Origin of the sequence: Anoxybacter fermentans (assembly GCF_003991135.1) — a bacterium.
Lineage (GTDB): Bacteria > Bacillota > Halanaerobiia > DY22613 > DY22613 > Anoxybacter > Anoxybacter fermentans.
The window spans coordinates 2,234,367-2,254,632 of the sequence record NZ_CP016379.1 but is presented as its reverse complement, the minus strand read 5'-3'; the positions used below and the strand labels follow the sequence as shown (position 1 = coordinate 2,254,632).

Genomic DNA, 20,266 nt, shown 5'->3' with positions numbered 1-20,266 from the left:
GAGTATAGTGAAGTCTAAAGTTCTTTTAGTTTCTCCCCCTTTTGCTCAATTAGAAATACCTTCAATACAGATTTCATTGTTGCAGACATTTTTAAAAGAAAATGGTTTTGAAAGTGTTGATACTTTACATTTATATCTCTTTTTTGCTGATTTTGTTGGAATAGAAGCCTATCATTTTTTCTCTAAAGTTCCCTTTGTAGGTGAAATGTTTTATGTTCCATTTCTTAATCCCAAACATGCTAGAGAAAAAAAGCATTTGATTGACCAGTGGATTCAAAAAAGAGCGATTGAGGAGATCGGACAGGAGGTAGTCATCGAAGAGATATTGGAAAAAATAGAAAAATTTCATGATTGGCTTTTTAAAAATATAGACTTCTCCTGTTATGATTTAATAGGATTTACTATTAATTTCAGCCAATTAATTCCAGCATTATACTTAAGTAGAGAAATTAAAAGGCGTTGGCCTGATAAAAAAATTATTTTGGGTGGTTCAAGTGTAACAGGTGAAGTAGGATTAAAAATCTTAGAAATTTTTAAAGAAATTGATTTTATTATTAGTGGTGAAGGAGAAATACCTTTGCTGCAATTTGTAAATAATTTTGATACTGGTAATATTACTAATATTGCTGGATTGATGTATAGGATTAAAGATGGTGTTCGATATAATCGGGAGAGATATGATTTTGATATGACACAATTGCCTGTGTGTGATTATGATCAATATTTTGAGCAGGTAAAAAAATGTTCATCTGTTCTTCAAAAGTATGTTCTTTATCATCAGAAAATTCCTGTTGAATTTTCACGTGGATGTTGGTGGAGAAGATGTACTTTTTGTAATTTAAATCTGGTTCATAGTTATTATAAATCAAAATCTATAGATCAATTTGTAAAGGAAATCAAAGTTTTGAGTGATAAATATAAAAAATTAGATTTTATTTTTCTGGATAATGCTCCTCATCCTAAATATTATAGAAAATTTATCGATGAGGTTGGAAAGTTAGGTATAGATGTACATTTTACGATGGAAATGAAAGTGAATTTACTTTCCAAGGAAGATTACCAGGCATTATATAATGCTGGTTGGCGTACTTTACAGTTAGGAGTTGAAAGTTTATCTACCCGTTTATTGAAAAAAATGAATAAGGGTTGTAGGGCAATTCAAAATATTGAAGATATTAAACATTGTCAGGAGATTGGGATTGAACCAGTTTATAACTTAATTCATTCAATGCCAAATGAAGATTCAAAAGATTTAGAGGAAACTTTTGAAGCAATAAGTTTTATCAAACACTTATGTCCTCCAAGTGGATTACCAACATTTAGTTTAGGGTATTTATGTCCAATATATAATAATTATTCAGAATATAATATAAAATATATAAAACCTCATTATGAGTTAACTTTAATGTTTCCTGAAGAAGATATAAAAAAGATGATTCCATATCGTTATGATTTTGTCCGGGAAAAAGAAAGAGATTATGATATTAATGAGTTTTATGATCGAATATTTAAATGGATTGAATCACATAAAAAAGAAGATAAGCCTACTCTCACATATCGTGATGGTGGTACGTTTATAGTGATAACTGATGCCCGGACTAAACCAGCAAAGAAGATAACTTTAGATAAAAATGCTCGTGATATTTATCTTTATTGTGATAGTATTAAAAGTTTGAAAAATATTGAAAATCATTTTAAGGATATTGATCCAGATGAGATTAAGGATGTTTTAAATCAATTTGTGAATTATAAGTTGATGTATCGAGAAGATAATTATTATTTGAGTTTAGCGCTTAAAGAGAGTTGATGATTCAATGGAAGAAATAATTTATCAATTGATTGATTATGCAGATGTAGACAAAAATTTAGAAATGGAAATATACTTAGAAAATTGTTCATTATTAATGGTAGCTAAAAATAATAAAAGAAATAACGATTTTAACCATTCATTAATGAAGGAGCAAGGGTTGAGTTATTCAATTTATGGTGAAAATAAGTTTTTTAATATTTTTACAAACAATTTAAGACTTGATAATATCTATTATCTTTTAAAGGGAAAAAGAGGGATAGATAAAAATACTTTTATAACTTTACCACCTATTGAAAATGAAATTGAAGTAAATTATGTTCGACATCAGATAGAAGAAATACTTAATACCTGTTTGAAGTTATCTTTTAAAATAAATTATGTAGATATTACAGGGCAATTTAAAGCTAAAAATGTTATTATAGCAGATCATAGAGGGTATAAGTGTTTTAAGAAAATTCATGAATATTATTATCAAGTTACATTTATTTATAATGAACGAGTAAGTCGAACTTTTATCTTACGGGTTGATCCTGAAGGGAATTTAGAAAAAAACTGGAGAAGCAAACTTGAAAAAGAAATAAAAAATACAGAAGAGTTATTGATAGCAGAACAGGTTGTACCAGGAGAATACCCTATGGTCATTGGAAATGGTGAAGGAGGTTTATTGATTCACGAGGCCTGTGGTCATAGTTTAGAGGGAACAAATTTTGTGGTAGGAAGTTATTTAAAAGAGAAAATGAATCAAAAGGTTGCTGTGGAAGAAGTTACGCTAATTGATGATCCAACAATTCCGGATCTGGGAGGAACATATTATTATGATGATCAGGGAACAGTTGCTAAAAAGACCGTTTTAATTGAAAATGGGTTATTAAGAAGCGTTCTTTTGGATCGAAGAAGTGCACTTTTAATGAACTCTTCATCAACAGGTAATGGAAGGAGAGAGAGTTATAAAAAATTGGTAACTTCAAGAATGTCAAATACATATTTAAAACCTGGTATTTATGAACCTGAAGAAATTATTGCATCAGTAAAAGATGGGATTTTTGCAACTACATTTGGTGGTGGAAATGTAAATCCTTTAACAGGTGATTTTACTTTTGTAATTAAACATGGTTATTTTATAAAGAATGGAAAACTGATAAAACCGATAAAAAATGTTACTGTTGTTGGGAATGGATATGAGTTTTTAAATAACATAGAGATGATTGGGAATGATCTTGTCTTTTCAAATTATTTCTGTTTTACTCCGAATGGAATTTTGCCTGTCGGAGTAGGACAACCAACATTAAAAATTTCGAAGATGAAAGTGGTTGGATAAATATGGATAATATCATAGAAAAAATAGAATGGCTCAAAAAATCAAGTTTTGATTTAGTTGAAGTTTATTCCAGAGTCAATGAGATTCATACTTTTAATTTAAAAAAGGGGCAAATGCTTCAAAATTTTAGATCTTTGTTAGAGGAAAATGCAGTTCGTGTTTTTCATAAAGGAAAAGTGGGTAAGGCAGGAACTGGAGCAATTTATACAGTAAAAGAATGGGATGAACTCTATAAAAAGGCAAGTTTAGATTTACAGGAAGGCAAATATAGCTATAATCCGGATTTTGTTGTTAACCAGGCTCCGAAAAAATGTAAAGAGCCTGAGAATGAGAAGGTAATGATTGAACAATTGAAGCAAATGTGGTTTATGATTAAGAAACGGAATATGATTCCTCTTATATGTCAAGGCAAGATAAATAAGAAGAAGAGGTGGTTGTTAACTTCTCAAGGTCATCAACTTATGGATTCCAATTACTATTATGAATATAATATAGCGGTAGGAAGTAAAAATACTTCATTGGGTGATGATTACTTTTCAAATAGGTTATTAACTTTAGAAGAATTAGAATTTTACATTGATCGACTTTGTCAGGAAAGTCGAATGTTTAACACAACTTCACAACTTAAGAGCGGTTCATATTTGACCTTAATAAAAAATAGTGTTGTAATTGATATTTTATCAGCTTTTTTTCCTGTTTTTTTAAATACTTTTTTTGAAAAAGATAAGTCTTTTTTAAAAAAATTTATTGGTAAACGTATAGGAAATAAAAATTTAAATGTTTTTATTACGCCGACAGGACTTAAACATTATTCATTCGATGATGAAGGAGTTAAAACTAAAGAGTTTTATTTAATTAAAGATGGAATCTTTAATGGTCCAATCTGTACAATGGATGAAGCGATTCGGTTAGGTTTAGAACCTATGGGTTGTGGATGGCGTCAAAAAGATGTAGCATGCATTGAACCTGGAATTACAAATTTAAGAATGAAATTTAATTTAAGAAGTAAGTCTTCTTTATTAAATGAGATTGACTCTGGTTTATATTTAGTAGCACTCCGTGGTTTAAGGCAAGGTAAAAATATTTTAATAGGGGATTTATCAGGTATTGGAACAGTGATTATAGTAAAAAATAGAAAATTGATTTCAGGGGTTAAGGGAGTTACTGTAAATATCAATTTGATTAAATTATTCAATGATATGATTTATTTTGGAGATGACTGGCGATGGAAAATGACTCCTTATGGAGCCATGTTGGCACCGTCTATTATTGTACAGGATGTATTAATCAAAGTTTAAAATAAAAAAATTTAATCTACTTCTAGAATTGTTGGAGAAGGTTAAAGAGGGTCGTTTTAAAAACATTTTGCTTTTAGCATCAGGTTGTTGACAAACACTAGTTTTTTTACTGTAATTTATCTGGATTTTTAAAATAAGATAGCCTAGTTGATACCCTGAACGAATGCCAAAGAGATAACCGATAAACATTATTTTGAAAAGGATAACCGAATCAACACAGGGACGCCTGTTTTTTTCGCAATAAAAAGGTCTTGTTTTTTCAGTTATAAGACTGAAGTCTATGTATTTATCTATTTTCTTTAATAAGTGGTCTTGAGGAACAAGAGCATCTATATGAACCAATTCCATTTCTAAACATGAATATAACTCTCAGAAAAAAGTCTAATAATTTAAATTCGACATAAAAAAGCTGCTGTTGACCTTCTAACTTTGTCAATAGTATGGGCCCAACAGTTATGTTGGGTCTTTATTTTTAATTTAAAAATTATAAATTTTCAAAAAAACGATTCACAATAAAGAAGGAAAAAGATATATAGTGTTGAATGATTTAAAAAAAGACAATTATAGTGGGATAATTATTGAGTACAAAATTTTAAAAATTGCAGGAAAATTCACTTGTATGTTGTATTATAAAAAATAAAATAAGATCATAGGAAGTTAGAATAATTAGTTATTTTGGTTAATATTATTCTAGCAGACAATTTTTAAGATAAATTTTCGCCTACTCCTGTAGAGGAGAGTGGGCAGCATTATAAAAGCAATTTAATGAGGGGGTGACAAAAGAGTAGAAAGGAGTTTAGTAGTGAGTCAAACATAACTACATTTTTAATGAAAAAATTAAACGAGGAGGTAGTTGAGTTGAGAAGATTTACATTTTTGCTGATATGTCTGTTAGTTCTGGGCATAACTGCTGTTGGTTTTGCCGCTCCTAAATATGGTGGAATTTGGAAGGATGCTTTGAATTCTAACCCTCCATATCTTGATCCTGTAATGGCTACAGATACTACTTCTGCTGAGGTGGATTATCAAATTTTCGAAACTCTGGTAGAAAACGATACTGAAGGTAATCTGGTTCCTTTATTAGCTGAAAGTTGGGAAGTAAATGAAGATGCTACTATTATTACTTTTAAGTTACGTAAAGGTGTAAGATTCCATGCAACTACTGAGGGTGGTCAACCAACTGCTAATGGCGGAAGAGAAGTAACTGCCCATGACTGGGTATGGACATTCAATTATATCTGTTCCCCAGAAACTAATTCCCCTCGAGCTTACTTTATAGATATGATTAAAGGTTATGATGAGTATCGTGAAGGTAAAACTGATCATTTAGCTGGTGTAAGAGCACTAGATGACTATACTCTCCAGTTTGAACTGAGTGGACCATTTGCTCCATTCTTAAATGTTCTTGCTTATAACACTTTCGTTGTTTTGCCAAAAGAGGATGTTTTGAAGTGGGGTGAAGACTGGAACTTCCATCCAGTTGGTACTGGTCCATTTAAGTTCGAAAAGTGGATTCAGGATGATAAAATTGTTTTAAGTAAAAATGAAAATTACTGGGCTAAGGATGAGAATGGTAATCCTTTACCATACCTGGATGGTATTGAGTTCAGAATTATTATAGACCATGCTGTAGAGTGGGAAGAGTTTAAGGTTGGAAATATTTATCAATGTTATGTTGATGATCCATATTATGAAGAAGCTAAGGCAAAATATCCAGATACTTTCTTTGAAAAACCAATGTTAGGTACTTACTACTATGGTATGAACATGGAGAAAGGGCCATTTGCTAACAATAAAGCTTTACGTCAGGCTATGAACTATGCGATCAATCGTGAAGCTTTAATTGAACTGGTAATGAATGGTCGTGGTGAACCAGCTAAAGGTGTTCTTCCTCCAGGTATGTTTGCTTACAATCCTGACCTGAAAGGTTATACCTATGATCCTGAAAAAGCTAAACAATTACTGAAAGAAGCTGGTTATCCAGATGGTTTTGAAGTAACTCTCCAGTATAACACCAGTTCTGGTCATAAGCGAATTGCTGAGGCTCTGCAAGCTATGTATGCACAGGTTGGTATTAAAGTAAACTTAAAGAATGTTGAGTGGGGTACTCACTTGGATACAACTGCACGTGGTGAAGTTCCATTCTTCAGAATGGGTTGGGTTGCTGACTATAATGACCCAGATAACTTCCTTTATGTACTTTTGAACTCTGCTAACAAGGGTCCACAAGGTAACTATACCCGTTATCATAACCCGGTATTTGATATGTTAACTTTAAGAGCACGTCGTGAGACCAACCCCGAAGTACGTAAGAAGCTTTATCAAGAAGCTGAACAAATTGTTGTAGAGGATGCTCCATGGGTATTTATTTATCATTACACTACTCATTCTCTGGTACAGCCATTTGTTAAAAATTACGTTTTACCTTCCTTCGGTCAATATTCTAACAAGTTCACAAAAGTTTGGTTAGATCTCTAATCTGTTTTGTATATCTTGACTTCCGGGTCTTCCCGGAAGTCAAGATATGTTAAGTTATTTTTTTTGAGATAAAGTACTAAAATTTTATAGGATATCCAGGGAGGTAGATAGATTTGTTCACATATCTTATAAGACGACTCCTAGGTGCAATCCCTGTAATTCTCGGTGTAATATTAGTAGTGTTTATTTTAACTACTATTATACCGGGGGATCCGGCTTTAATTATGTCTGGACAGCGGGGTGACCCTGAAACAATAGAAAGAATTCGTGAGGAGATGGGTTTAAACGATCCTTTGCATATTCAACTGTTAAATTTCTATAAGTCTGTACTTACTGGGAATTTGGGACGATCTTATGTTAATAATATGACGGTTTTAGAGGCTATAGGTCAAAGATTACCTTATACTGCTGCGCTAGCTTTTGTAGCTATGTCTATTGCCATAATTTTTGGAATTTTGGCTGGAGTTATTTCAGCTACAAAACAGTATTCTGTATTTGATTATTTTGCTATGATTTTTTCCTTACTCGGAATTTCGGCGCCCTCATTTTTTGTTGGTATCGTATGTATCCTGGTATTTATAGTTTGGCTTAGGTGGATTCCAGGAACTGGTACTGGTAATGGAGGAATATTTTCCATTTATATTATACTGCCTGCTGTAACTCTTGGTTATAGATTGTTGGCTTTAATAGCGCGTTTAACCCGTTCTACAATGTTGGAGGTTATACGTCAAGATTATATAACTACTGCACGTGCCAAAGGTGTACGGGAAACGATTGTTATCTTTAAACATGCTTTGAAAAATGCATTAATTCCTGTTGTTACTATTGTTGGTTTGCAAACTGCGTCAGTTTTAGGTGGGGTAATTGTGACTGAACAAATATTCAGTTGGCCTGGTATTGGTAGACTTTCCATTAATGCAGTAATTAGACGGGACTTTCCTGTTATTCGTGGAGTCGTATTGTTTATGGCATTAACTTTTGTTGTGGTAAATATTTTGGTAGATCTTTCGTATGGTTTTCTTGATCCCCGAATTCGTTATGATTAATGAAACAGCAAGTATTTTTACTAAGGAGGGATAAAAGTTGAAGCCGGCCGAAGAAAAAAAATTAGATACAACTAAAATTAAGTACGAAAAAGGTACGAGTCTTTGGAAGGATAGCTGGAAAAGATTAAAGCGAAATAAATTGGCTTTATTTGGTTTATTTTTAGTAAGTTTAATTGTCTTTTTAGCGATTTTTGCTGATTTCATAACTCCTTATGGGCCAACGGAGCAGTTGATCTGGACTGAAGGGGCTAAAGCAAAACTTGCTCCCCCGAGTTGGAAACATTTATTTGGAACTGATTTATATGGGCGTGATATATTTACACGTGTAATTTACGGTACTAGAATTTCTTTAACCATTGCTGTAGCTGCTACCGCTATTTCTGTGATTGTTGGTGTCTTTTTGGGGGCATGTGCGGGTTATTTTGGCGGATGGATTGATGATGTAATTTCCTGGTTAATTAATGTTATTTATTCATTCCCATTCCTGCTCTTTATTATTGCTATTGTAGCTTATTTACCACCGAGTATGTGGTTAACTTTTGTAGCAATTGGTTGTGTTAGCTGGATGCGTTATGCTCGATTAATTCGCGGTCAATTTCTTTCTTTACGGGAAAAAGAATTTGTCGAAGCTGCAAGAGCTCTAGGAGCCAGTGATTTTGCAATTATGTTCAAACATTTACTGCCCAATGCAATTGCTCCAATTATTGTAGATGCGACTTTAGGTATGGGCAGTATTATTATGCTGGAAGCTGCATTGACATATTTAGGCTTTGGAACTCAACCACCTACTCCAAGTTGGGGTTATATGATCTCTATGGGCCAGAGTTATATTTCTGCTGGCAAATGGTGGTGGGCTGTCTTCCCAGGAATTGCAATATGTTTAACAGTTCTTGGATTTAACCTTTTGGGTGATGGGCTCAGGGATGCTCTGGATCCCAGGCTAAAGGATTAAAAATATTGATTAAAGGGGGAGGAAAGGTTGAAAGAGAAGGAATTACTTCTGCAACTTGATAATTTAAAAACATATTTTTATACCGAGGATGGAGTAGTTAAAGCTGTTGACGGAGTAAATTTTGAGATTTATAAAGGAGAGACTTTAGGGGTAGTTGGTGAATCTGGCTGCGGTAAAAGCGTTACCTCTCTTTCCATTATGAGACTTATCCCAAACCCTCCGGGAAAGATTGTAGGAGGTCATATTTGGTTTGACGGTGAGGATTTATTAACCAAGTCTGAAGCTGAAATGCGGAAGATTAGAGGTAACGATATTTCTATGATTTTCCAGGAACCAATGACCTCCTTAAATCCTGTTTATACAGTAGGTGATCAGATTGCAGAGGCAATCATTCTGCATCAGAAAGTCAGCAAAAAAGAGGCGATGGAACAGGCTGTAGAAATGTTAAAAAAAGTAGGGATACCTTCTCCGGAGAAGCGGGTTTATGAATATCCTCACCAGCTTTCCGGTGGAATGAGACAGCGTGTTATGATTGCGATGGCTTTATCCTGTAATCCAAAACTTTTGATAGCTGACGAGCCTACAACAGCTTTGGATGTGACCATTCAGGCTCAGATTTTGGAGTTGATGAAGGAACTGAAGGAAGAATTTAATACAGCTATTATGCTGATTACCCATGACTTAGGTGTTGTGGCAGAGGTATGTGACCGTGTTGCAGTTATGTATGCGGGTAAAGTTGTTGAGTATTCAGACGTTAATACTATTTTTGGTAATCCACGGCATCCATATACCTGGGGTCTTTTGAAGTCGATTCCAAAATTAGACAGTCAGGTAAAAAGGCTGTTAACTATTGAAGGTGTAGTACCAAACCCATTGCATTTACCGGAAGGATGTAAATTCCATCCACGCTGTCGTTTTGCAACTGACAAGTGTCGTGAAAGTGAACCTGAGATTGAGGAGCTAAGCCCAGGTCATTCAGTTCGGTGCTGGTATCCGGATGCTGTAGTTGAATTTGAGAAAGAGCATGGTGCCCAACAGGGTGCATAGGAGGTGGAAGAGATGGCAGGAGATATTTTATTAGAAGTTAAGAATTTGGTGAAGCATTTTCCAATAAAAGGTGGGATTTTGGGTAGGACAATTGGAGCGGTAAAGGCTGTTGATGGAGTTAACTTTTTCATTCGGGAAGGAGAGACTCTGGGATTAGTAGGAGAGTCTGGCTGTGGAAAGTCTACTACAGGTCGAGTAATTTTGAGGCTTTTAGAAGCTACAGCTGGTGAGGTTTGGTTTAGGGATAAGAATGTATTAGAGCTGGGTAAAGAGGAGATGCGGGCACTTCGTCGTGAGATGCAGATTATTTTCCAGGATCCATATGCGTCATTGAATCCGCGGATGACAGTAGGTAACATTATAGGTGAAGCGATGGAGATTCATGGACTGGCCAGAGGAAAAGAGAAAGAAGAAAGAGTAATTGAACTGTTGGAGACAGTAGGTTTGACAGCCCAGCATATGAGAAGATATCCCCATGAGTTTTCTGGAGGTCAGCGTCAGCGTATTGGTATAGCCCGTGCATTAGCGGTGGATCCCAGTTTGATTATATGTGATGAGCCGGTATCAGCATTGGATGTATCTATTCAGGCACAGGTAATTAACCTGATGCAGGATTTGCAAGAGGAGTTTGGTTTAACCTATCTTTTTATTGCCCATGATTTAAGTGTAGTCAAGCATATAAGTAATCGTGTAGCAGTAATGTATTTAGGAAAGATTGTAGAATTGGCAGATAAAGAAGAGCTTTATCGCAATCCTCAGCATCCGTACACTCAGGCATTGTTGAGTGCGATTCCGATTCCGGATCCAACAATTAAGCGTGAGCGGATTATTTTGGAAGGTGATGTACCAAGTCCGGTGAATCCACCGAGTGGATGTCACTTCCATACCAGATGTAAGTATTGTATGGATATTTGTAAAGTGGAGGATCCGGTATTTAAGGATTATGGTGGTGAACACTTTGTAGCTTGTCATCTTTTAGAGAGATAAATGAAAAAATCATATTATAATTAAACTGCAAAAAGCTAATTTTGAGTGCCATAGAAATTTTTCGTTAAACCATCTTAGTGAGATCGAAGGAGAAATAAGGCCTCATCACAGGATGTGATGAGCTAATCAAGGGCCAGGAGGGCCCATTGATTAGTGTACCTTATTTCAACTGAGATCGAACTTTAGATGGTTCGAAAAATTTCTTTTGAAGCGAAAAATTAGCTTTTTGCAGTAAAATCATATTACTTAAAAAGTCAATGGAATTATTCCATTGACTTTTTTCTCTAAGTTTTAAATATAATTATCATTGATAAAATCAAATAACAGTGATATAATTAAACAAATATTAGAAATTAGGGAGGTTATTTAATGAAAAAGTATGGAAAAATTGTTTTATTACTGAGCATATTTATGTTGTTTACTTTTTCCATTACTGTTTTTGGTGCTGTTCCAGAAGGTTGGGGTAAAGGCTGGTCGGATACGATAATTTTAGGAAAAGCCTCCCAATATTCACCTGCACCAGATGTAATGTTGGATGATAAAGGATTTTTCTATGTTATCTGGTTGGATCGGGAGAAAAATAATAATCAAATCTGGTATTTAAAAGCAGACGATCAGGGCCAGGTACTGGCAAAGTCTAAATTAATCCAGGAATCAGAATGGAAAATTCGCAACTTTAAGACGTTAATGGATAAAAACAATAAAATCCATATATTTCTGGAAACTATTAAGAATGGTGAATTTCAGATCAGACATTTAAACTTTAATCCTGTTACAGGGGCAGTGGAGCCGGAAAAAATTCTTCTGGAGTTTAACCGTCCAATTAAAGGGTTAAATGGTCAAATAGATCATGAGGGGAATATCCACTTACTCTGGGCAGATTTAAGGTTATCTAATTATGAGATTTTTTATAGTAAATTTTCTTCTGATTTAGTACAACTTATCCCGCCTATACCTGTAACAGATACAGAAGAAGTGAGTATTATACCTAATCTTGCAATCGATTCTAAAAACCGGATTCATCTTATCTGGAATGAGTATGATGGAGCTGTATGGAGATTAAAGTACCAGGTTTTGTCAAAAGAAGGCAAGCAGGTTTCTGATGTAATTAATATTGGACGCTCAATTGAGTATCCAAATTATAACCTTCCTCAGATTGGTGTTGATACTAAAGACCGGGTGTATATTGTCTGGATTAAAAATGATGGTGGAGGTTATGGTGTTGTTAATTATGAGTTGTTTTATTCTCTTTTAGATAGAGATCAAAAATTTATAGTGCGTGAAAAGAAAATTTCGAATCATGGAAGAAGTTATGCTACAGCCCTTTCTCCTACTCTCTACATTGACGATGAAGATAAAGTCCATGTGGTCTGGAGTGATAATTTATACGGTCCGATGGTAAATTTATACGCGGTATTTAAAGATAATAATATTTTACATCCTCAGAGTCGTCTAGCAGTTATTTCAAAAAATATGTGGTTACCAAATTTTAAAATAGATCAAAAAGGTAGAAAACACCTCTTTTATATGGAGTTTGAAGAAGAAGGTCGTTATAATTTAAGTTATATGAATACTATTAACCCAGCGAAGATAGTTTATTTTAATCGACTGGGTTTAGATATAAAAAACTTTTTTGCCACTTTTATTTATCGCCTGATAAGTATAGGTTTTTTCAGTGCTCTTGCGATTATTATGAATTTTATTCCTTTGAGTGTAGCATTTATTATTATCGTATGTTTAGAGCGATGGATTAAGGGAGTTCATTGGGTTTTTAAGTTTTTACTAATGGTTAGTATTATTCTTGCTTTTTCCAATACTATTTTTGCTGCTTTTCCAGATGAATTTAGTTCACTCTATGAACTTTTGGTAATAGGCATATCTATAATTATTGTTCTTTTGATTGGCAGATTTATTCAATTTAATTTCAATGATGGGATGACTTTCGTTTTGTTAGAGATAATGTGGCTGTATTCTTATGTATTTTTAATGTTGATTCCTGCAGGTTCAAAATTATTGAGGTGATGAAGAATGAGAGTAAATTTAAAGAAAAAGGTATTAAATGATGGAGGTATTAAGGTTGTTGGATGTTATTTTTTGCTATTACTGATGGGTATTTTGGTTATGGGTAGTTTGCTCTATTTTTTCGGTCCAGAGATTGAAAAAATTTCACTTCCATATTTTATTCAGATCAAGAAATATTTTCCGATATTTTTATTGACTATCTTAATTTTTGGAAAATTAATAAAAAAAACCAAACGATAATTATTTAAATCTATATCCTTGACATAGCAGGAGTGTTGTAATATAATTGAACTAGCATCGTATATTTATTTATTGGTGAAGGAGATTAATTATCTTTTTTAATAAATAAGAGAAATTTATAATTAGTTAAACTTTCAACCATTTCAATATATTACGTTGATAAACTCTCAAAATATATAATCTATTGAGCTAGGATATTTAAAAATTTAATTATGAAATTCCTTTAAATTAGTAAAGAGATTCAAAGTTTATTTATTTTTTACATAGTAGTTGAGTAGTTTAAGGAACTGTTAACTATCTTGTAAGTTTATTTTTTTGTTTTGAAGCTGACATATGTTAGCTTTAACAGGAATGAGGGGTATAATGGAGAAGAAGAGGAGAAAAATTGAGTATTTTGGTAATGAGACAAAAAAAGAATTTATTATCCGGGTAGCTAAAGAGGATCCTTTTTTAAAAATTGAAGAGATTGCGGAAATGGCTGGTACTACACCGCATTATGTTCGAACAATTCTCTCTGATGCTAATCTATCTTTAATGAATTTAAGGAAGGAATATGCCCGGAGAATGGAAAAGTATTCAGAGTCAAAAATCTTATTATCTATTAAAGATTCTGTAAGTAGATTAAATATACATACAGAAGAGAACGCATCGGTTTTTACTTATAGTGTTCCTTATCGTAATTTAATTGAAAGTTCTGAAGATTTTCTCTGGAATATTGATAAAAAACGACTTTATCGATATATGCAGTATATATATTATTGTCAAAAACCTGTTGGAATTATTGATTTTATTACCCAAATTAGGTTGCCCGATGAAAAATTAAAACAAAAAGACTTTATTTTTAAATTATCTGGTTTAAATCTTGAAGAGATAAGGCTAACAAGTCCAGAGATAGAGATTGGTAAGTTATCTAATTTGTTAAAATTAAACCCTATCGATTCTGAATTTTCTCCTGACCATATTGTCATCAAGATTCGCACTTTATTAACTATAAAGGACCAGATTTTAGGAGAAGAAATTTTTTTCTTTTCCAGTGATTATATTAAATTAATTATACCTGGATTATTTAGTCCTACTTTAGAGTTGGCTCAGGATAGTTAAACCTTCTTAAATATTTAAAGATATGTTTATCCTTTCTTTTAGAGGGGGTGAGTAACGGGGAGTAGGTAGTGGTAGTAATTATTTTAAGTGGTAGTAATTATTTTAATAAGTAGGTAGCAGTTTCACTGATTAAGAGATTATGCAAAAGGAGGAGATTTGTTTGATGAAGAGGACGTTAGTAGTTCTTTTAGTAACTTTAGTAGTTTTAGGTTTGAGCTTTGGCGTTGTAGCTGAAGAACCAAAGTACGGTGGTACCTTGATTTTAGGTACTATTGGTGATGCGGAAGTTATCAACCCTGTTCTTGGAACAACTGACTCTGCAGATGAATATGCAGATATGGTATATGAGGCTGTTTTGGATATAGACCCAGATACCATGGAACCGATTCCAGGTCCATTATGTGAAAGCTTTGAAAGTTCTGAGGATAATCTTGTATGGACTTTCCACTTAAAGAAAGGCGTAAAATTCAGTGATGGTCATGAGTTTACAGCAGAAGATGTTAAATATACCTTTGAAATCATTGGTGATCCTAATACAAATACCGTTCGTGCTTATCTTGTAGAACCTATTGAAAGTATTAAAATTATTGATGACTATACAATTCAGTTTACTTTAAAGTATCCATTCCCCGATTTCTTAACTGGTACTATGACTATGGAAATTATACCAGCTCATATCTTTGCTGGTACTGATATTAATACCAATCCTGCTAACCAGAATCCGGTTGGTACTGGTCCATTCGTATTAGAAGAGTGGGTACATGATGATCATGCAACCTTTGTTGCAAGAGAAGATTATCATCGTGGACGTGTTTATTTAGACAAGGTTATCTATAAGGTAGTAGCTGACCAGAATGCTCTGTTAGCTGCTGCTGAAGCTGGTGACATTGATCGTGCTTCTGTACCACCTGCAGAAGTTGCACGTCTAGAGAGAGAAGCTCCTGCTAAGGGCTTGAAACTGTGGAGCCGTTGGGACTTTGGTTATACTTATATTGGTTTTAACATGGAAAGAGAAATCTTTAAAGATGTTCGTGTAAGAAAAGCTCTGGCTATCTCTATTTATAAGCCAGCAATTGTTAAGGTTGCTTACTTTGGTCAGGGTAGACCAGCTACTTCTAATGTAGTTCCCGGAATTAAGTGGGCTTACAATCCAAATATTCCTGAGTATGAGTATAATGTTGATGAAGCTAAGAGGCTGTTAGAAGAAGCGGGTTGGGTTGATACTGATGGTGATGGAATTCGTGAAAAAGATGGTAAGGAGCTTACCTTTACTCTGATTACCAACAAAGGTAATGCTTCACGTGAAAAAGTTCTGCAGTTAGCGCAGAATTTCTGGAAAAAGATTGGTGTGAAACTTGAAGTAGATGCATTGACCTGGACTACTTTCATCACTGAGAGAATTTTGAAGAGAGATTTTGATGCATGTGTACTTGGTTGGACCGGTATGGGTCCTGACCCAGATGATTATTCACTCTTCCACTCCAGCCAGATTGAAGACGGTTTCAACTTTGTATCTTACCGCAACCCGGAAGTTGACAAACTGTTAGAAGAAGGTAGAACTACAATGGATATTGAGAAGCGGAAGAAGATCTACTATAGAATTCAGGAATTAATTCATGATGACTATCCATATATCTTCTTAATGTACTCCAAAGCTAATGCAGTCTTCAATGAAAAGGTTCGCGGTTTGAGACCAAGTCCGCTCGGATTTATTCATGACTGGAAAGATATCTGGTTAGCTGATTAGTCAAATGATATATAAAATTATATATGGCCTGAGATATGTCAGGTATCTCGGGCCATATATTTAAACTAATTTTTTAAGGGGGGTAACGAGTTTGAGGACTTATATTATTAAAAGACTTATCTCAATGATACCTATTTTTCTCGGTATAACATTGATCTCATTTTCAATTATTCACTTAGCGCCTGGAGATCCAACAACAATGATGATGAGTCCTAAATTTAAGCCTTCGGATTTAGCACGGATTAGAGCTAATCTTGGTTTGGACGATCCACTACCTGTTCAATATATTAAATGGGTTACCAGTATGCTGCGTTTTGATTTTGGAAACTCATTTATATCAGGAAGATTAGTTTCTGAAATACTGTTGGAAAAAATTCCAGTCACATTGTTGTTAACAGGTACAGGTATGCTGGTAGCTGTTATAATTTCTGTCTTTCTTGGAATAATTTCAGCGACAAGACAATATTCCTTAATAGATTATGTTGTATCTATTTTCGCTTTTGCAGGTCTTTCAATCCCGGTATTCTGGTTTGGTTTAATGTTAATTTTGGTTTTCAGTGTCAAATTAGGTTGGTTGCCAGCTACAGGGATGTATAATCTTAGGGCAGAACATGTTACACTTTGGGACAGGATATCCCATATGATTTTACCAGTTATCTGTATTGCTGCACCAAGTATGGCCAGTTGGACCCGTTATATGCGTTCCAGTATGCTGGAAGTTATTCGGGAAGATTATATTCGCACTGCTAGATCTAAAGGACTTAGAGAACAGGTTGTTATTTATAAGCATGCTTTAAAAAATGCATTAATTCCAATGGTTACATTATTAGGTTTGAGTCTCCCATTCCTGATTAGTGGTGCTTTTATTACTGAGAGAATATTTGGTTGGCCAGGCATGGGTCGAACAGGTATTGATGCTGTTTGGCAACGGGATTATCCAATTATTATGGCAATTAACACTATTACAGCTATTTTGGTTTTAGTCTGTAACTTTTTAACTGACCTTGCTTATGCTGCAATTGATCCACGGATTAAGTACAATTAAGGAGGTGTCAATAAATGACTGAGAAAGCTAATCTGGCACAATCAGCACAAAAACACGGTTTGAAAACTGAAAATGAGACAATGCTTCAAATAACCTGGAAGAGGTTAAAGAAAAATAAATTAGCTGTCATAAGTCTCTGGATTATTATTTTCCTGTATTTAATGGCTATTTTTGCACCATATATTGCTCCATATGAATTGGATGAGATGGATTTTGAGAACTTATGGGGGCCCCCCAGTAAACAACACTGGATGGGTACTGATGCTATGGGGCGTGATCTATTGACACTGATTATTTACGGTTCACGAGTTTCTTTGACTGTAGGAATTGTTTCGATGTTAATAGCTGTGTCGATAGGTACTCTTTTGGGAGCGATTGCCGGTTATTATGGTGGAATCGTTGACAGTATTATCATGCGTTTTACCGATATTGCTCTTTGTTTCCCATCTTTCTTCCTTATTCTGACCATTGTAGCTTTATTCGGTAATGGTATATATAAGGTTATTGTTATCATTGGTTTAACCAGTTGGATGGGTGTAACCCGTCTTGTTCGCGGTCAATTCCTCTCACTGAAGGAGAGAGAATTTGTTGAAGGAGCTCGTGCTCTTGGAGCTAATGATGCTAGAATTATCTTTAAACACCTTTTACCTAACTCCATGGCTCCTATTATTGTTGCTTCAACTTTACGTATTGGTAGTACAATCTTAACAGAGGCGGTATTGAGCTTCCTCGGTCTTGGAGTAAAGCAGGGGACTGTAAGTTGGGGCGGTATTTTACGTGAAGCTCAGTCAATTACTGTAATGGTAGAAACTCCATGGGTTGCAATTTTCCCAGGATTAATGATTTTTATAACTGTTTTAGCGTTCAACCTGTTGGGCGATGGTTTAAGAGATGCCCTGGATCCTAAATTAAAACAATAATGAATTGAGGCCAGGGATGGCAAAGGAGGTATAATGATGTCAAAAGAGCTCTTATTGAAATTGGAAGATTTAAAAACATATTTTTATACCGAGGATGGAGTAGTTAGAGCTATTGATGGAGTAAATTTTGAGATTTATAAAGGAGAGACTTTAGGGGTAGTTGGTGAATCTGGCTGCGGTAAAAGCGTTACCTCTCTTTCCATTATGAGACTTATCCCAAATCCTCCGGGAAAGATTGTAGGAGGTCATATTTGGTTTGATGGTGAGGATTTATTAACCAAGTCTGAAGCTGAAATGCGGAAGATTAGAGGTAACGATATTTCTATGATTTTCCAGGAACCAATGACCTCCTTAAACCCTGTTTATACAGTAGGTGATCAGATTGCAGAGGCAATCATTCTGCATCAGAAAGTCAGCAAAAAAGAGGCGATGGAACGGGCTGTAGAAATGTTAAAAAAAGTAGGGATACCTTCTCCGGAGAAGCGGGTTTATGAATATCCTCACCAGCTTTCCGGTGGAATGAGACAGCGTGTTATGATTGCGATGGCTTTATCCTGTAATCCAAAACTTTTGATAGCTGACGAGCCTACAACAGCTTTGGATGTGACCATTCAGGCTCAGATTTTGGAGTTGATGAAGGAACTGAAGGAAGAATTTAATACAGCTATTATGCTGATTACCCATGACTTAGGTGTTGTGGCAGAGGTATGTGACCGTGTTGCAGTTATGTATGCGGGTAAAGTTGTTGAGTATTCAGACGTTAATACTATTTTTGGTAATCCACGGCATCCATATACCTGGGGTCTTTTGAAGTCGATTCCAAAATTAGACAGTCAGGTAAAAAGGCTGTTAACTATTGAAGGTGTAGTACCAAACCCACTGCATTTACCGGAAGGATGTAAATTCCATCCACGCTGTCGTTTTGCAACTGACAAATGTCGTGAGAGTGAACCTGAGATTGAGGAGCTAAGCCCAGGTCATTCAGTTCGGTGCTGGTATCCGGATGCTGTAGTTGAATTTGAGAAAGAGCATGGTGCCCAACAGGGTGCATAGGAGGTGGAAGAGATGGCAGGAGATATTTTATTAGAAGTTAAGAATTTGGTGAAGCATTTTCCAATAAAAGGTGGGATTTTGGGTAGGACAATTGGAGCGGTAAAGGCTGTTGATGGAGTTAACTTTTTCATTCGGGAAGGAGAGACTCTGGGATTAGTAGGAGAGTCTGGCTGTGGAAAGTCTACTACAGGTCGAGTGGTTTTAAGGCTTTTAGAAGCTACAGCTGGTGAGGTTTGGTTTAGGGATAAGAATGTATTAGAGCTGGATAAAGAGGAGATGCGGGCACTTCGTCGTGAGATGCAGATTATTTTCCAGGATCCATATGCGTCATTGAATCCGCGGATGACAGTAGGTAACATTATAGGTGAAGCGATGGAGATTCATGGATTGGCCAAAGGAAAAGAGAAAGAAGAAAGAGTAATTGAATTGTTGGAGAGAGTAGGTTTGACAGCCCAGCATATGAGAAGATATCCCCATGAGTTTTCTGGAGGTCAGCGTCAGCGTATTGGTATAGCCCGTGCATTAGCGGTGGATCCCAGTTTGATTATATGTGATGAGCCGGTATCGGCATTGGATGTATCTATTCAGGCACAGGTAATTAACCTGATGCAGGATTTGCAAGAGGAGTTTGGTTTAACCTATCTTTTTATTGCCCATGATTTAAGTGTAGTCAAGCATATAAGTAATCGTGTAGCAGTAATGTATTTAGGAAAGATTGTAGAATTGGCAGATAAAGAAGAGCTTTATCGCAATCCTCAGCATCCGTACACTCAGGCATTGTTGAGTGCGATTCCGATTCCGGATCCAACAATTAAGCGTGAGCGGATTATTCTGGAAGGTGATGTACCAAGTCCGGTGAATCCGCCGAGTGGATGTCACTTCCATACCAGATGTAAGTATTGTATGGATATTTGTAAAGTGGAGGATCCGGTATTTAAGGATTATGGTGGTGAACACTTTGTAGCTTGCCATCTTTTAGAGAGATGAATGAAAAAATCATATTATTTAAAAAGTCAATGGAATTATTCCATTGACTTTTTTTAATGCCAGGGAAATTATGCAGCTGGAAATAAATCTCATCCTTGATATGACCAAAGACCATTTGTTCTATTAAATTATGCAGGTACTTTACTAATGAAATAGAAAATTTATTATTAAATGTCGCATAATATTAGCAGATAAAATATGTGATTATAGGTAAT

Annotated in this window: 16 protein-coding genes and 1 pseudogene; 16 read left to right on the top strand and 1 reads right to left on the bottom strand. The window is 34.9% G+C overall.

The annotated features are described in order from the left end of the window. Positions 1 to 7 precede the first annotated feature (7 nt). The 3 genes from BBF96_RS10215 to BBF96_RS10205 are packed head-to-tail and all read left to right on the top strand — an operon-like array spanning position 8 to position 4,426. Positions 8 to 1,807 carry a RiPP maturation radical SAM C-methyltransferase gene (locus tag BBF96_RS10215; RefSeq protein WP_164731005.1) on the top strand — a complete coding sequence of 600 codons (1,800 nt, stop codon included), beginning with the start codon at positions 8 to 10 and terminating at the stop codon, positions 1,805 to 1,807. A 7-nt stretch (positions 1,808 to 1,814) separates the two neighbouring features. Continuing rightward, complete coding sequence (locus BBF96_RS10210) at positions 1,815 to 3,128, top strand: TldD/PmbA family protein (RefSeq protein WP_127017052.1); 1,314 nt, start codon at positions 1,815 to 1,817, stop codon at positions 3,126 to 3,128. Positions 3,129 to 3,130: 2 nt separating this feature from the next. Further along, positions 3,131 to 4,426: a metallopeptidase TldD-related protein gene (locus tag BBF96_RS10205; protein ID WP_127017051.1), complete on the top strand. Its 1,296-nt coding sequence runs from the start codon at positions 3,131 to 3,133 to the stop codon at positions 4,424 to 4,426. A gap of 144 nt (positions 4,427 to 4,570) precedes the next feature. Here the strand turns inward: BBF96_RS10205 and BBF96_RS16925 are convergent. Continuing rightward, positions 4,571 to 4,774 (bottom strand): annotated as a pseudogene (locus BBF96_RS16925) (transposase); the annotation flags it as partial. 510 nt (positions 4,775 to 5,284) lie between these two features. On the opposite strand from BBF96_RS16925, the gene BBF96_RS10200 reads away from it, so the two are divergent. The 13 genes from BBF96_RS10200 to BBF96_RS10140 all read left to right on the top strand — a co-directional run bounded on the left by BBF96_RS10200 (position 5,285) and on the right by BBF96_RS10140 (position 20,051). After that, positions 5,285 to 6,904, top strand: a complete 1,620-nt coding sequence (locus BBF96_RS10200; protein WP_205665620.1) for an ABC transporter substrate-binding protein — start codon at positions 5,285 to 5,287, stop codon at positions 6,902 to 6,904. 113 nt (positions 6,905 to 7,017) lie between these two features. Next, complete coding sequence (locus BBF96_RS10195; protein WP_127017049.1) at positions 7,018 to 7,950, top strand: ABC transporter permease; 933 nt, start codon at positions 7,018 to 7,020, stop codon at positions 7,948 to 7,950. Between the two features lie 37 nt (positions 7,951 to 7,987). Beyond that, positions 7,988 to 8,902: an ABC transporter permease gene (locus BBF96_RS10190; protein WP_127017048.1), complete on the top strand. Its 915-nt coding sequence runs from the start codon at positions 7,988 to 7,990 to the stop codon at positions 8,900 to 8,902. Between the two features lie 27 nt (positions 8,903 to 8,929). Further along, complete coding sequence (locus BBF96_RS10185) at positions 8,930 to 9,949, top strand: ABC transporter ATP-binding protein (protein WP_127017047.1); 1,020 nt, start codon at positions 8,930 to 8,932, stop codon at positions 9,947 to 9,949. A 12-nt stretch (positions 9,950 to 9,961) separates the two neighbouring features. Beyond that, positions 9,962 to 10,936: an ABC transporter ATP-binding protein gene (locus BBF96_RS10180; protein WP_127017046.1), complete on the top strand. Its 975-nt coding sequence runs from the start codon at positions 9,962 to 9,964 to the stop codon at positions 10,934 to 10,936. Between the two features lie 369 nt (positions 10,937 to 11,305). After that, on the top strand, positions 11,306 to 12,958 hold the full coding sequence (locus BBF96_RS10175; RefSeq protein ID WP_127017045.1) for a hypothetical protein: 1,653 nt from the start codon (positions 11,306 to 11,308) through the stop codon (positions 12,956 to 12,958). A 6-nt stretch (positions 12,959 to 12,964) separates the two neighbouring features. Then, positions 12,965 to 13,198: a hypothetical protein gene (locus BBF96_RS10170; protein ID WP_127017044.1), complete on the top strand. Its 234-nt coding sequence runs from the start codon at positions 12,965 to 12,967 to the stop codon at positions 13,196 to 13,198. A 363-nt stretch (positions 13,199 to 13,561) separates the two neighbouring features. Next, positions 13,562 to 14,299, top strand: coding sequence for a hypothetical protein (locus tag BBF96_RS10165; RefSeq protein WP_127017043.1), 738 nt, complete (start codon positions 13,562 to 13,564; stop codon positions 14,297 to 14,299). Positions 14,300 to 14,462: 163 nt separating this feature from the next. Further along, complete coding sequence (locus BBF96_RS10160; RefSeq protein ID WP_164731004.1) at positions 14,463 to 16,046, top strand: peptide-binding protein; 1,584 nt, start codon at positions 14,463 to 14,465, stop codon at positions 16,044 to 16,046. A 91-nt stretch (positions 16,047 to 16,137) separates the two neighbouring features. Then, entirely contained in the window at positions 16,138 to 17,091 is a 954-nt protein-coding gene (locus BBF96_RS10155; RefSeq protein WP_127017041.1) for an ABC transporter permease, read from the top strand. Positions 17,092 to 17,105: 14 nt separating this feature from the next. Next, positions 17,106 to 18,011, top strand: a complete 906-nt coding sequence (gene opp4C, locus BBF96_RS10150) for an oligopeptide ABC transporter permease (protein ID WP_127017040.1) — start codon at positions 17,106 to 17,108, stop codon at positions 18,009 to 18,011. Positions 18,012 to 18,047: 36 nt separating this feature from the next. Continuing rightward, entirely contained in the window at positions 18,048 to 19,064 is a 1,017-nt protein-coding gene (locus BBF96_RS10145) for an ABC transporter ATP-binding protein (protein WP_127017039.1), read from the top strand. A gap of 12 nt (positions 19,065 to 19,076) precedes the next feature. After that, positions 19,077 to 20,051, top strand: a complete 975-nt coding sequence (locus BBF96_RS10140; protein ID WP_127017038.1) for an ABC transporter ATP-binding protein — start codon at positions 19,077 to 19,079, stop codon at positions 20,049 to 20,051. Positions 20,052 to 20,266: the final 215 nt, after the last annotated feature.

Coding starts and splice junctions, on each gene's coding strand:
- BBF96_RS10175 (WP_127017045.1), top strand. CDS start 11,306: ATGAAAAAGTATGGAAAAATTGTTTTATTACTGAGCATATTTATGTTG.
- BBF96_RS10145 (WP_127017039.1), top strand. CDS start 18,048: ATGTCAAAAGAGCTCTTATTGAAATTGGAAGATTTAAAAACATATTTT.
- BBF96_RS10180 (WP_127017046.1), top strand. CDS start 9,962: ATGGCAGGAGATATTTTATTAGAAGTTAAGAATTTGGTGAAGCATTTT.
- BBF96_RS10205 (WP_127017051.1), top strand. CDS start 3,131: ATGGATAATATCATAGAAAAAATAGAATGGCTCAAAAAATCAAGTTTT.
- BBF96_RS10160 (WP_164731004.1), top strand. CDS start 14,463: ATGAAGAGGACGTTAGTAGTTCTTTTAGTAACTTTAGTAGTTTTAGGT.
- BBF96_RS10170 (WP_127017044.1), top strand. CDS start 12,965: ATGAGAGTAAATTTAAAGAAAAAGGTATTAAATGATGGAGGTATTAAG.
- BBF96_RS10140 (WP_127017038.1), top strand. CDS start 19,077: ATGGCAGGAGATATTTTATTAGAAGTTAAGAATTTGGTGAAGCATTTT.
- opp4C (WP_127017040.1), top strand. CDS start 17,106: ATGACTGAGAAAGCTAATCTGGCACAATCAGCACAAAAACACGGTTTG.
- BBF96_RS10210 (WP_127017052.1), top strand. CDS start 1,815: ATGGAAGAAATAATTTATCAATTGATTGATTATGCAGATGTAGACAAA.
- BBF96_RS10165 (WP_127017043.1), top strand. CDS start 13,562: ATGGAGAAGAAGAGGAGAAAAATTGAGTATTTTGGTAATGAGACAAAA.